Source organism: Hymenobacter pini, assembly GCF_020421205.1.
GTDB lineage: Bacteria > Bacteroidota > Bacteroidia > Cytophagales > Hymenobacteraceae > Hymenobacter > Hymenobacter pini.
Map to the genome: position 1 here is coordinate 225,060 of NZ_JAIZZH010000007.1, position 12,399 is coordinate 237,458.

General features: G+C 59.9%; 12 protein-coding genes and 1 tRNA gene. 8 read left to right on the plus strand and 5 right to left on the minus strand.

Features of this window, described 5'->3' with window-relative positions; translation table 11 throughout:
- Nucleotides 1-59 precede the first annotated feature (59 nt).
- Both LF252_RS21830 and LF252_RS21835 read left to right on the plus strand, forming a co-directional pair.
- The gene (locus tag LF252_RS21830; RefSeq protein ID WP_226271717.1) at nt 60-2,570 is read left to right on the plus strand and encodes a DUF5686 and carboxypeptidase-like regulatory domain-containing protein; all 2,511 of its coding nucleotides are present in this window, start codon (nt 60-62) and stop codon (nt 2,568-2,570) included.
- 83 nt (nt 2,571-2,653) lie between these two features.
- Nucleotides 2,654-2,929, plus strand: a complete 276-nt coding sequence (locus LF252_RS21835; RefSeq protein WP_226271718.1) for a hypothetical protein — start codon at nt 2,654-2,656, stop codon at nt 2,927-2,929.
- A gap of 120 nt (nt 2,930-3,049) precedes the next feature.
- Here the strand turns inward: LF252_RS21835 and LF252_RS21840 are convergent, their stop codons facing one another.
- From LF252_RS21840 to hemW, 4 genes are all read right to left on the minus strand, one after another.
- Nucleotides 3,050-3,823: a cyclase family protein gene (locus LF252_RS21840; protein ID WP_226271719.1), complete on the minus strand. Its 774-nt coding sequence runs from the start codon at nt 3,821-3,823 to the stop codon at nt 3,050-3,052.
- Nucleotides 3,824-3,855: 32 nt separating this feature from the next.
- Complete coding sequence (locus LF252_RS21845; protein ID WP_226271720.1) at nt 3,856-4,500, minus strand: alpha/beta fold hydrolase; 645 nt, start codon at nt 4,498-4,500, stop codon at nt 3,856-3,858.
- 111 nt (nt 4,501-4,611) lie between these two features.
- The gene (locus LF252_RS21850; RefSeq protein ID WP_226271721.1) at nt 4,612-5,097 is read right to left on the minus strand and encodes a hypothetical protein; all 486 of its coding nucleotides are present in this window, start codon (nt 5,095-5,097) and stop codon (nt 4,612-4,614) included.
- A 162-nt stretch (nt 5,098-5,259) separates the two neighbouring features.
- The gene (hemW, locus tag LF252_RS21855) at nt 5,260-6,396 is read right to left on the minus strand and encodes a radical SAM family heme chaperone HemW (protein WP_226271722.1); all 1,137 of its coding nucleotides are present in this window, start codon (nt 6,394-6,396) and stop codon (nt 5,260-5,262) included.
- A 109-nt stretch (nt 6,397-6,505) separates the two neighbouring features.
- On the opposite strand from hemW, the gene LF252_RS21860 reads away from it, so the two are divergent.
- The gene (locus tag LF252_RS21860) at nt 6,506-8,374 is read left to right on the plus strand and encodes a BamA/TamA family outer membrane protein (RefSeq protein ID WP_226271723.1); all 1,869 of its coding nucleotides are present in this window, start codon (nt 6,506-6,508) and stop codon (nt 8,372-8,374) included.
- Nucleotides 8,375-8,519: 145 nt separating this feature from the next.
- Here LF252_RS21860 and LF252_RS21865 read toward each other — a convergent pair whose 3' ends face one another.
- Entirely contained in the window at nt 8,520-9,674 is a 1,155-nt protein-coding gene (locus LF252_RS21865) for an alpha/beta hydrolase (protein ID WP_226271724.1), read from the minus strand.
- Between the two features lie 232 nt (nt 9,675-9,906).
- Here LF252_RS21865 and LF252_RS21870 point away from each other — a divergent pair.
- The 5 genes from LF252_RS21870 to LF252_RS23200 form a co-directional block, all read left to right on the plus strand.
- Nucleotides 9,907-9,979 (plus strand) — tRNA-Met (locus tag LF252_RS21870).
- 155 nt (nt 9,980-10,134) lie between these two features.
- A complete protein-coding gene (locus LF252_RS21875) occupies nt 10,135-11,355 on the plus strand; it encodes a hypothetical protein (RefSeq protein WP_226271725.1) in 1,221 nt (406 codons plus the stop codon).
- A 402-nt stretch (nt 11,356-11,757) separates the two neighbouring features.
- Complete coding sequence (locus LF252_RS21880; RefSeq protein ID WP_226271726.1) at nt 11,758-11,925, plus strand: hypothetical protein; 168 nt, start codon at nt 11,758-11,760, stop codon at nt 11,923-11,925.
- Nucleotides 11,926-12,064: 139 nt separating this feature from the next.
- Nucleotides 12,065-12,235: a class I lanthipeptide gene (locus tag LF252_RS21885; RefSeq protein WP_226271727.1), complete on the plus strand. Its 171-nt coding sequence runs from the start codon at nt 12,065-12,067 to the stop codon at nt 12,233-12,235.
- A gap of 60 nt (nt 12,236-12,295) precedes the next feature.
- Nucleotides 12,296-12,399: class I lanthipeptide (locus tag LF252_RS23200; protein WP_226271733.1), on the plus strand; the 104-nt coding region annotated here is incomplete at its 3' end.

The window sequence follows — 12,399 nt, forward strand, 5'->3', positions numbered from 1 at the left end:
GCTCGGTATCTTACTGCAGTTAGTTTGCCCTGCTCCGTCCCATTCCGATTGTTTCCGCTATGCGTCCATTTTACCCGCTGCTGTTACTGCTCTTGCTGGTAGGCGCTCCGGCGGCCCGGGCGCAGCGCATCGTGTTCAGTGGACGTATCACGGAGGCCAGCACGGTCAAGCCCGTTCCCTTTGCCTCAGTGTTTGTGCGCGGAACAACCCAGGGCGCTACCGCCGATGAGACCGGCCGCTACCAGCTCACGGTGACTGGTCCCGTGGATACGCTGGCGGCTTCGGCCATTGGGTTTACCACCCTGAAGAAAAAGGTCAGCACCACGGCCGGAGCGCAAACCGTGAATTTCGCACTGGGCAGCGGCTCGGTTTCGTTGGGCGAAGTGGTGGTGCGGCCCCGCGAGAATCCGGCCTACCGCATTCTGCGGCGGGTGCAACAGCAGAAGCCCCGCAACAACAAGAGCAGCCTCACCGCTTTCGAGTTCGACAGCTACAACCGCACCGAGGTGGCCCTCAATAACCTGCCCGATGCCGTGAGCCGCCGCCGGGTGCTGCGCCAGCTGACGCAGGTGGCCGACAGCCTGGGCGTGGGCCGCGACGCCAACGGCCGGGCCATGGTGCCGGTATTTGCCTCCGAAGTGCTGTCGAAATATTACCAGCTGAATGAGCCTCTGCGACGGCGGGAGGAAATCCGGCGTACCCAGATGCGCGGGGCCACGCCCCGGGAGGGCTCGGTGGTGTCGCAGATTATGGGCTCGTCCTTTCAGGACTGGGACTTTTACCGCAACTGGCAGCAGCTGCTGGGCAAGGACTTCATCTCGCCTATTGCCGACGGCTGGAAGTTCACCTATGAGTACGAACTGCAAGACTCGGTGCTGGTGGGTTCCGACTTCTGCTACCGCATTGGGGTGCAGCCCCGGCGGCCGCAGGACCTGGCCTTCGTGGGCACTATCTGGATTACTACCGACACCTACGCCCTTCGCAAGCTGGACCTAGTAGTCAGCCCCGAGGCTAACCTGAACTTTGTGGAGCGCGTGGCGGTGCAGCAGGAGCTGGTGCCCAGCTCGGCCGGGCCCGGGCTGCCGCGGCGCACGCACGTGGTTATCGGCATCCGGCCCACCAAGGGCAGCACTGGCATAGCTGCCCGCTTCACTACTATTAATTCCGGCTTCGTCGCTAATCAGCCCCGGCCTTTGCCCTTCTACGACCGGCCGCTGGAAACGGCCGCCGATGCTTTCGACGTGCCCAAGGGCTTCTTCGAGCAGAACCGCCCCGATACCCTGAGCCAGCAGGAGCGCGCTACGCTGATGGTGCTGGACACCGTGCGCAAGCTCCCGGCCGTGCGCTCTTTGCTGGAGCTGGCCGATGTGGCCGTGAACGGCTACTACCGCGCCGGTAAAATCGACTGGGGCCCGCTGCTGAGCACGTACAGCTTCAACAATATTGAGGGCCACCGGCTGCGCTTCGGTTTTCGGACCACGCCCGAATGGAGCCGCGACTGGCTGGTGCGCACCTACCTGGCCTACGGCACCCGCGACGGACGCTTCAAATACGGCCTGCGGGTGCAGCGCGTGCTGGACCGCCGCCACTGGACGGTGACTAACTTTGAGCACCGCCGCGACCTGGACCAGGTGGCCCTGCTGGATAACGACTACGCCCTCGAAAACCCGCTGTTCGAGGCCTCGGCGCGCCTGGGCAACATCAGCGGCAGCCGCCCCCTCATCCGCGACCTGACCACACTGAGCCTGCAGTCGGATTTATTCCGGGGGTTCACGCAGCGGGTAATTCTGCGCCGGCAACGGTTTCAGCCGCTGTACCCGTTTGCCTACTACACCCGGGAGTTTGCCCCCGGCGCCCCCACCAACGACCGGTTCGACCTCTCGGAGCTGGTGCTGGAATCCCGCTACGCCCGCGACGAGGTACTGGTGCCCGACAACCGCAACCGCCGCACGGCCATCGGTCTGAAGCGCTGGCCGGTATTCACGGTGCGCTACACGCTGGGCGTAGATGACGTACTGGGCTCCGATTTCCGCTACCACAAGCTCAACCTGCTCATCGACCAAAGTATCCGGCTGGGCCAGGTGGGCCGCCTCGACTACCGCCTCGATGCCGGCTATATTCCCAGCACGGTGCCTTACCCGGTGCTCAAAACGCACCTCGGCAACCAGTCACCGTTTTATAACGCCGGGGCCTTCAACCTGATGCGCTATTTTGAGTTCGTGAGTGACCGGTACGTGGCGTTGCGGGCCGAAAACCTGTTTGATGGGTTTCTGCTGAATTCCCTGCCGGCCATCAAGCAGCTCAACTGGCGGCTGGTGGCCACCGGCAACGTATTGTGGGGCGGCGTGAGCGAGGCCAACCGCCGTATTATCCCCCGCGAAGACCCCGTGAATGGCGGCCCGCTGCCGGCGTTTCAATCGTTGGGCCGCCTGCCCTACGCCGAAGTTGGGTACGGGGTCGAGAACATTCTGCGGGTGGCGCGCGTTGACTTCCTGCACCGCCTCACGTACCGAAACTCGCCCGGAGCCCGTACCTTTGGGGTCAAAGTCAGCTTGCAGTTCAAGCTGTAGCCAGTAGTTTAATTTGCTGAACCTGACGAGCTTCAGCACGCACCGGGAATTATCCTGGTCGGTTTTTTGTAGAACAGCGCATCATGCCGAAATACGAAGTTGCCAACCTGACGCTGGCGGAAGCCACCCGCCACGCTCCTTTCATTGATTACGCCCGCTGCGTGGACGCCGGACAGCGCCCCTACAACCACGTGGGTGATTGGCCCGAGGAAGGCCAGCTGTACCCCGTGCGAGTAGTAGATTCGCGCACCGAAGGCATGCCCCTGGTGCACGTACTGGGTTTCGAAGGCGAAGCCCCCTACTATAACGCCTACGGCCCCCACCGCTTCGAAATGCTCCTGACCGTGTGGCTGAACTAGCCCGCCCGTCGTTCCGAGCGTCGCAAGGAATCTGAATACCATTGAACAGCCCCCGGCCTGCTACAGGTCGGGGGCTGTGCTGTTCTAGTCGTTTATGTTGCTAAGCGCGGCTACTGTATGTTACGCCTGCCGCAGCGCATAGAGCACCGGCTTACTGGGGCTGGCATCCAGCTGCAAGCTGGTTACCTGCAGATTCAGCAGATACAGGCCATCCTCCACCTCGTCGGGCACGAAAATCAGCTCCGTGATGGTGGCCGCGTGGCGCGTGTTGTGCGGGTATTGCCAGAAGGCGTGGTGCGCCAGCAGCTGGCCGCCGTCCTCTTCCCGGTCCACGCTGGGCAGGTCCAGCAGTAGGTGCTCTACGTGGTGCGCGGCCAGGTATTCGGCCAAAGCGGGCTCCAGGTAGGTGGGATTGGTGCCGGAATAGTGGCGGGTGCGCTTGCTGCGGTGGTTGGGCAGCGTGCGGAGAATAAGTGCCTCGGGCTGCACGGCGGCATCGGGGCCGTGTTCCAGCTCCCGGCGCACATCTTCCAGCAGCACTACCTCGTCGCCGTTGGGCCGGGGGCGGGGCTGCACCGATACCAGCCGGGCCACAAACAGGAACCGCCGCAGGCACCGGTCGAGGGTAGCGGCGGGGTCGGGGGAAATGTGGCCGTAGCACTCCGTATGGGTGCCGTTGCCATGGGGCGTGAGGTGCACGCGCTGGTAGTTGGTGCTGCCGCCCAGCGCCACGCTGCCCACAAAGCTGCCCACCCGAATCACCTCCACCTGCACCGGCTCGGCCCAGAAGCAGTTTATCTGATTTTCACCCGGAGCCAGTGGGAGCGAAATATCCAGTGGGGCAGCCGGGTCGAAGGCGAAGGTATGACCCTGATAGGGGTACGTGGCAAGCATAGGGGTGATGAGGTAGTGAGGATGATGGGCATTTAGACTTCAGCCACCAGCTTGTTCAGAATGCGGCTGATTTCCTTGGCGTGGCTGTATACCATGAAGTGGCCACCGCCGGGGATGAGATACTCCACGGGTGTGGGGCCGGGCGGAAATACCCGGTCGTGGGTGCCCAGAATCTGGATACTGCGGCCCACGTGGGTGCTGTCCCAGTGCAGGAGGCTGGCCACGGCCCAGCGGGTGTAGCGCGGCTCCATATCCCGCAGAATCTGCTTGAACATCCGGTACTCCGCTCCATTCTGCACCCCGAAATACCACTGCCCCGCCCGCGGAAACAGCTTCAGCCACTGGGGCGGAAACACCCGGTAGAGCCCCGAGGCCCGCACCAGCTTTAGCAGCGGCGGCAGACAGCTGGCATCCGGAATGCTGCTGATGAGCACCGTGCGCAGCCCCGGCCGCAGCCGGCTGATTTCCAGCGCCACCACGCCCCCAAACGACACACCTACCAGCAGCCCCGTGGCATCCGCCGGAATATCGGCGGCCATGCGGGCCGCGTAGTGCGGCAAGGATTCATCGGGCTCCGGCGTGAGCCAGGGCAGCAGGCAGGTTTCGCCGCGCAGCAACGGCTGCAGCCGCTGAAACACCCGCTCATCGGCTCCCAGGCCGGGAATGAGGTAGAACATAGCTGGTTGAGAGTTGAATGATGAGTTATGAAAGTTGAGTTCCGGGCTATTACTGCCGCTGCTACAGTACAATCAATTCATAACTCAACTCTCATAATTCATCCTTTTCCCTCACGGCTCAATGCGCAGGAACACGTCTTCGAGGTAGAAGATATTATGGGGCTGGCCCGACTCGTACTCCTCCTCGCTCTCAGCGTTCATACTGATATCGAAGCTGTCTTCTTCCTCGCCTTCCTCTTCTTCGTCCTCAAACAAGTCGGCGGGATAGGTGCAGGACAGCTTCAGGGCCACGTTGGGCAGGGGCACGGGCGGGTCGGCTTCTGTGTTGTACTGCAGCAGACAGGGCCACTCCTGCACGGTGGCCAGGGCATCGGCTACGTCTTCCTGCAGGGCTTCGGCCCGGCTGCCGGCCAAGCGCAGCAGCAAATCCAGCTGCTGGAACGGCAGGCCCAGGTGGAAAAAATGCGGTTCCTGATCAAAGTACGTGGTAGCCCAAATCGTTACGTCGTCGGAGTTGTCGAATACAATGGCCGTAATCTGTACCTGCTCAATAAAGAAATCGGTATCATCGGCCAGGGCGTCAATTAATCGTCTCATTTTCATGCTGCTGGCAACTTAACCGGTAGGGTACCCGGCGGCAGTAGCCCGCGCTACTGCTGAGCGGGCGGCCGGTTGGCTGTTTCAAAGAAAAAAGAAAAGCCGACAATGGCTACTATTTCCCAGTGCGGGCGGCCCGAAACGCAAGCACACAGAGGCGTGCTAGCCCTGAAACAGCTCCAATGTAATGTGGTCGGCCAGCAGCTTGCCGGCATCGGTCAGGCGCAGATACTCATCCGCGTCGAGATGAGCCAAGCCGGTTTGCTCAAGCTCCCGCAGGTAAGCGCCCTTCTCGCCCCGCAGGTCTACGCCCAGCTCAGTGCGCAGGCGGACCAGGTTGCAGCCCTGGGCGGTGCGCAGGCTGGTCATCAGGTACTCATTGGCCTGGTCGCGGGGCGAAAGGTGCTCCACGGTGGCCGGCACGGTGCCCTGCTCCAGCACCGCCGTTACGTACTGGTGGTTGTGAGCCACGGTGTACTGCCGGCTGCTGCCATTGAAGGAATGGGCGCTGGGCCCCAGCCCCAGGTAAGGCACCCCGCGCCAGTACGCCGAGTTGTGGCGCGACTCGCGGCCGGGCTGGCAGAAGTTGCTGATTTCGTACTGCTGGTAGCCGTGGCGGCCCATTTCCTGCAGCAACAGCTCAAACTGCCGTGCCACAAACTCTTCCGGTGCGGCCCAGAACTTTCCTTTCTGCAGCTGGCGGCCAAATACCGTGTCGGGCTCAATGGTGAGGGCGTAGCAGCTCAGGTGGGGCACCTGCAGGGCAAAGGCCTGGGCCATATCCTGCTCCCAGATGCCGTGGTCGGGGGCGGGTACGCCGTAAATCAAATCCACCGAAATATTCTCAAACCCAGCATCCTGGGCCCGCCGTACGCCCGTCGTGGATTCCTCCGCCGAGTGGACCCGGTTCATCATCCGCAGGTGGGGCTCGTGGAAGCTCTGCAGCCCGATGCTGAGCCGGTTGATGGGCGAGGCGGCCAGCTCCCGCACTTTATCAGGCGTGAGGTCGTCGGGGTTAGCTTCCAGCGTGATTTCCGCGTCGGATGCTACCCGGAAGTGCCGGTGTACCGCCGTGAGCAGGGTATTCAGCTCCGTGGCCGTCAGCAAGGAAGGCGTACCGCCCCCGAAGTAGATGGTGTTGAGCGTGGTATCGGCGGGCAGATAGCTCCGGCGCAGCTCCAGCTCCCGCACCATGGCCTCCGTAAGCCGGCTTTTCAGCCCCAGCGAGGTGCTGAAGTGAAAGTCGCAGTAGTGGCAGGCTTGCTTGCAGAAGGGAATATGTAGGTACAGGCCGGCCATGCGGAAAAGAACTGGCTGCCGCCGCCGAAAGTTCGGTAAACCGGTGAGCGGAAGCAGGAAAGGGTACTTTTGGGAAATTAAACGCCTGGTTTCGCGTTTAGCCCTGCAAATGTACGCCCGCGCCCTTGTTTTCTGGTGGTTACTGCTGCTGAGCCCGTGGCTGAGCGGTGCCGTTTACGCCCAGGGTACTACCCCACTCAATCCGGCGGCACCACCCGTTTCGGCCGTGCCCGCCGCGGCGCCACCGCCCGACTCCACCCGCAAAACCCCGCTGGCTCCACTACGGCCGGTGCGCCCCGTTACCCTGCGCCTGCTGCTGGAAACTGCCGACCAGCCTGTGCTGCGGCCTTACCGGTACCGCACCACGTTGCCCGATTCCCTGACGGCGTTGCGGGAAGTGCGCAATTTGGTACTGGCCCTTCAAAACGATGCTTACCTCACCGCTTCGGCCGATGAAGTGCAGTGGCACCACGATACGCTGCAGGTGCGCCTGTACGTGGGAGAGCAATTCCGCTGGGCGCAGGTGCGCAACGGCAACCTCGGCGACGGGCTGCTCACCCGGGCCGGCTTCCGCGACAAGCTGTTCCGGCAGCAGCCGCTACGCCCGCAGGAGTGGGCCCGCCTCCAGGAAAACATCCTGCACGAAGCCGAAAACCAGGGCTACCCCTTCGCTACGCTCCGCCTCGATTCGGTGGGGCTCACCGATCAGGGCATTACCGGCCGGGTAGTGCTGCAGCGCGGCCCGCTGGTAGTGTTTGATTCCATCCAGATTCTGGGCAAGACCAAAACCCGCGCCCGGTTCCTCACCGATTACCTGCAGCTGGAGCCTGACCAGCCCTTCAGCCAGCAGCGCATTCAGGAAGCCGCCCGCCGCCTGCGCCAGCTGCCCTACCTGCAGCTCAAGGCCGAGCCCGAAGTACGCTTTGCCCGCGGCCGGGCCCGGGTATATTTCCTGCTCGAAGACCGTACGGCCAATCAGTTCGATGCCATTGTGGGCGTGCTGCCCAATCCCTCGCCCACTGTGGGCCAAAAACGCGTGCAGATTACCGGCGACATTACCCTGAACCTGCGCAACCTCAATGGGGGCGGTAAGGGTGTAGGGCTGCAGTGGCGGAAGCTGGATGCCAATTCCCAGCTGCTCGATGCCCAATACGTACACCCCGCCTTTTTCGGGACGCCCCTGGAGCTGAGCGGCTCCTTCAATCTGCTCAAGCAGGATACCCTGTTCCTGAATACCCGGCCGCGGCTACAGGTTGCCTACCCCACGGCCCTGGCCGGGCGGCTGGCCGTATTTGCCGAGTGGCGCAACTCTCGCCTGATTTATTCCTCCCTCGATAAGGCCACGACGCTACCGGAAAACGTTGATTCCCGCTACGCTTCCTACGGCCTCAACTATACCTGGAATACCCTCGACGACCCGTACTTTCCGCGGCGGGGGCTGCTGGTAAGTGGGCAAGGGGCCGTGGGCACCAAGCGTATCAGCCGGAACGCCGATTTACCGGAAAGTTTCTACGAAGGTGTACCGCTCCGCACTCGCCAGACTACGCTGGGGCTGCGGGCCGAGCATTACCTGCGGGTAGGCCGCCAGGGCGTACTGCTGACGCGGCTGCGGGGTGAGGCCCTCATTAACAACCGCCTGTTCCTCAACGACCTGTTCCGGCTGGGCGGCCTGGCCACGCTGCGGGGCTTCAACGAGCTGAATTTCTACGCCAGCCAGTACGCCGTGGGCACCGCCGAGTTCCGGCAGTTCACCGGCTCCGACGCCTACGTATTTCTATTTGCCGACCAGGCCTACCTGCGCCGCGCCCTCCCCAACGACCCGTACCCGCAGGATTCGCCCACCGGCCTGGGGGCGGGGCTGAGTTTCCGCACCGGCGCGGGGCAGTTTCAGTTTGTGTACGCGCTGGGCCGCAGCCAGCAGCAGCGGCTCTCACTCAGCGCCGGCAAAATCCACTTCGGCATCACCAGCCGATTCTAGCTGTCAGAGCTCAGAACAAAGAGATTAAAACCAAGAAGTGGGGTTCCACTCTGCGCCCTAGGTGGGACAACGGAGCGGAAGCCGCACTTCCTGATTCTAACCTCTTTGTTCTAAGCGCTCAGTTTTATACTCTGAATCTCAGGCTCTACTTCATCAGGGCGTTTTTCAGCTCGCCAGCGGCTAGGTCCTGGGCCTCGGTGGCCTGGGGCACCAGCGGCGCCATACCAAAAAATTCGTGCGTTACACCGTCGAAGTTCTGGTACTTGGTGGCTACGCCAGCTGCTTTTAGCTTGTCGGCCAGCATTTGGCCGTCGCTCATCAGCGGGTCCAAGCTAGCGGTAATAACAGTTGTGGGCGGCAGACCTTTCAGGTTGGCATTCACCAGCGAAATCATCGGGTTTTTGCCATCGGCGGCGTTGCGCAGATATTTATCGAAGAACCACGCCATCATGGGCTTGTTGAGCGGCTTGGCCTGGGCATTCTTCTGGTACGACGGCGTGTTCATGTCGTAGCCGGCAATGGGGTACACCAGCACTTCGTGCTTGGGCATCATCACTTTTTTGTCGCGGGCCATCATGCTCACGCTGGCGGCTAGGTTGCCCCCGGCGCTTTCCCCCACCACGGCCACGTTTTGCGGGTCGCCTTTGAAAGATGCCGCGTTGCGCAGCACCCACTGGTAAGCCGCAAACGAATCGTTGTGCGCCGTCGGGAATTTGTGCTCCGGGGCCTGCCGGTACGCCACCGATACAAAGATGGCCCCGGTTTTCTCCACCAACCCGCGCACCGAGGCATCATAGGTGTCAAGATTCGCAATTACCCAGCCGCCGCCGTGGTAATACACCACCACGGGTAGCGTGCCGGTAGCATTTTTGGGCGTGTAGATGCGCACCTTCACGCCGGGCATCACCATGCGGCTCATGGTATCAGCCGTTACCGGGGGCATAGGCATATTATTCTGCTGCATCAGCTTCATCACGGCATCGGCCGGGGTGGGCTGCTGCCGGGCCTCCTGCGCCGATAGGGTCTCGATGGGTTTGCCGCCCAGGCCGACCAAAGTTTCAATTACGGCCTGCATTTCGGGCTTGATGCCGGTAGCCCAGGCCGGGGCCGGGCCACTGGGCTTCACGGGTGTGGGGCCAGCGGGTGCATCCGGCGCGGGCGTAGCCGTGGCAGTGGTATCCGTGGCAGTGCTGGTAGATGCCGACTCGTTGGTTTGAGCCGTGTTGCAGGAAGCCAGGGTTAAGCCGGCCAGTACAAACGGAGCGCTCCACTTGGAGAGCGAGGTAGCGAGGATGTTCATAGAGGTGCAGGTTGAGGAAAAAATTAAACTGAGCATTTACAGCCCTTCGCTTACGCGGCCAGCGGGTTTATAGCGTAGTGAATACATAATTCTGTACAATACGTGGCCTTTTCTACTACCACCTATCATTTTAGCCCCCTGAATATCAACTGGTAATAAAATATTCTTGTATTTTTGCACCCCCAAATGCTGCGTTTGTCAAAAAGGCTTGTACATTTGTATTACCAAACAGTGCGGGGTGGAGCAGTTGGTAGCTCGTTGGGCTCATAACCCAAAGGTCACTGGTTCGAGTCCAGTCCCCGCTACCTCGATAACCCAGAAGCAACTCTTACGAGCCGCTTCTGGGTTTTTTCTTGTCCTATACTTTACGTCCGCTGCTGATTTTCGCATAAAATCTATATTCTTACCGATACCAGCAGGTTAACCCAGGCACCAGCGGTGCCTGTTATATTCGGCAGGAATGGCCCAGCTTTTTCAGCAGCCCCTATTTGCGCGCCTTTCCCGGCTTGCTTCGGGCACCGCATTCGGCCAGCAATGGCTGTTACGGCGGCTGATTCAGGCACATAGCTATCCGATAACCGTAACGCAGAATCAGTTTGCGGGTCCGGGCTGGGCACTGCTGGAACAGGCAGTTCAGACAAGCCAGGCCGTGCTGGTTGGCGAGGACCACGGTACGGCGCAGATTCCCCTGTTTACCGCTGCACTGGCTCAGCTGCTGCACCCAGCTCTGTTTGTGGCAGAGGTGGATGCGTATCAGGTGCAGGACCTGCGCACGCTGGCTCAGAGCACGGCCTCACCCACGGCCTATCTGCAGCAGCATCCGGGGTCCTTGTCGTTTTATAGCTGGGTGGCGGAATTTGAACTGGTTCGTCGGTTACTGGACCGCCAGGTTGCCATTGTTGGTATCGACCATGTATTTCTGGCTTCATCGGGGCGCTTCTTCACTCGTTTGGCCAATGCGGTGCAAAGCCCGGCATTTCAGCAGTATCTGCGGGAGCTGGCCCATACCTGCCAGGCCCAGGACAGCGCCAGCCTGCTGCAGAATACGCCCGATTTTGCCTTGTTCACGCTTCCAGCGGCAACAATAGCGCAGCTGCTGATGCTGGCACAGCCGGAAGATGCCCGTGTCCAGGCAATGATACAGGACTACGCGGCGAGCCACGCCATTTACCAAGGGCAGTTGCAGGGCAGCGGCGGGCACCAACAGCGGGTTAACTTACTGAAACGCAACCTACTGCACGAGCTACAGCGCCACCAGCAGGCAACGCACGGCCCCTTGCTGCCGCAAACCCTGGTGAAGATGGGCGCGCTTCATGTGGCGCGCAACCTGAGTCCGCTGGTAAGCGGAGGCTACTATGATGTGGGCAGTCTGATAAGCAACCTGGCCGAAGCTCAGAGCCACACCTCTCTGCACTTATTTGTTGTGGGTAAGCAGGGAAACAAGACGGCTGGTGCCTATGCAGAGCATGAGGTGGCTTATACTGCGGAAGCGGCTCCTGCCTTCCTGCGCTATTTTCTGGGGCAAGCTACCACGCAATGGAATATTACCGATTTACGGCCCTTACGGGACGCCTGGCTAAGCAGCCAGCTGCGCATCAACGACCAGAACCTGCTGCGTACTGTGCTGGGTTACGACTTCCTCATTGTACTCCCGGAAACTACTGCCAGCGGCATTTATTAGCCTACTTATTGTCACTTACTGGATAGCCGGCCCTGTAGCGGGGCCGGCTTTTTCGTTTTGTGGGCGTTCGTCCTGCCATTCGGGCTACTTATGAGGGTAGGCTACCGGTTTCGACGGTTTGGTACCGCCAAAAGGCAGACTGGTGTAATATTATTTAGTAAGAGAAACCACCCTTCTACATTTGAATCAACAATAACAGCAAGGGCAACAGCAGCTGAAACACATCAACATATTTACGACATATAGCCACCCGCTTCATTCGTGAATAAAATGTTTTCGTAGCTCGTTATCCATTCCTAAAATACCACAGCTAATAGGCTGCTGTTTCATTTTCTGACTCACTTCAACCATTCATCTGTTTGCAGTTTCAAAAAATACTCTTGCTCCTCAATTTTATTTCCCATGAAAAACATAAAAAACTCTTATTTCTCAGGCGAAAACTATGAGTTTAAGCCTTTCAACGAGCACGAGCTAGCCATGGTAATGGGTGGCGGCGGAGATGAACAGTCGCTGGATTTTTTAGGCGATGCTCTCTCGCTCGATGATGACGATGATTTACTAACGGATTAACCTCGCGTTATTTCGTTCTGCACAAACACCTAAATAATGGCCAGTATTTAGGAATTACCCAACATATCTGATAGCACCGGTTAATTAGGTTATTGGGGTCGTTTTTCTCTCATTTTTCACTTTCCACCATTTCCTTCCGATGAAAAAGGTAACTACTGCCGCCGACCAACTGGACCTGAACAAAGAAATCATTGCCAACCTGAGCGAAGAGCAGCTGCAGGAAATTGAAGGTGGCGCCGCTGCTGGCGACTTCACCTCTTGCTGGTCCACCTCGTGCAATGGCCACGTGTCAGCTGAAGTAGGCGAGTAATAATTTCTCTCCTTATTATCTCATTTTCTCTCATTTTTCACTTTCCACCATTTCCTTCCGATGAAAAAGGTAACTACTGCCGCCGACCAACTGGACCTGAACAAAGAAATCATTGCCAACCTGAGCGAAGAGCAGCTGCAGGAAATTGAAGGTGGCGCCGCTGC

What these genes read in the sequence shown, in the direction of transcription:
- LF252_RS21830 (WP_226271717.1), top strand. Translation starts at nt 60, where the DNA reads ATGCGTCCATTTTACCCGCTGCTGTTACTGCTCTTGCTGGTAGGCGCT.
- LF252_RS21835 (WP_226271718.1), top strand. Translation starts at nt 2,654, where the DNA reads ATGCCGAAATACGAAGTTGCCAACCTGACGCTGGCGGAAGCCACCCGC.
- LF252_RS21840 (WP_226271719.1), bottom strand. Translation starts at nt 3,823, where the DNA reads ATGCTTGCCACGTACCCCTATCAGGGTCATACCTTCGCCTTCGACCCG.
- LF252_RS21845 (WP_226271720.1), bottom strand. Translation starts at nt 4,500, where the DNA reads ATGTTCTACCTCATTCCCGGCCTGGGAGCCGATGAGCGGGTGTTTCAG.
- LF252_RS21850 (WP_226271721.1), bottom strand. Translation starts at nt 5,097, where the DNA reads ATGAGACGATTAATTGACGCCCTGGCCGATGATACCGATTTCTTTATT.
- hemW (WP_226271722.1), bottom strand. Translation starts at nt 6,396, where the DNA reads ATGGCCGGCCTGTACCTACATATTCCCTTCTGCAAGCAAGCCTGCCAC.
- LF252_RS21860 (WP_226271723.1), top strand. Translation starts at nt 6,506, where the DNA reads ATGTACGCCCGCGCCCTTGTTTTCTGGTGGTTACTGCTGCTGAGCCCG.
- LF252_RS21865 (WP_226271724.1), bottom strand. Translation starts at nt 9,674, where the DNA reads ATGAACATCCTCGCTACCTCGCTCTCCAAGTGGAGCGCTCCGTTTGTA.
- LF252_RS21875 (WP_226271725.1), top strand. Translation starts at nt 10,135, where the DNA reads ATGGCCCAGCTTTTTCAGCAGCCCCTATTTGCGCGCCTTTCCCGGCTT.
- LF252_RS21880 (WP_226271726.1), top strand. Translation starts at nt 11,758, where the DNA reads ATGAAAAACATAAAAAACTCTTATTTCTCAGGCGAAAACTATGAGTTT.
- LF252_RS21885 (WP_226271727.1), top strand. Translation starts at nt 12,065, where the DNA reads ATGAAAAAGGTAACTACTGCCGCCGACCAACTGGACCTGAACAAAGAA.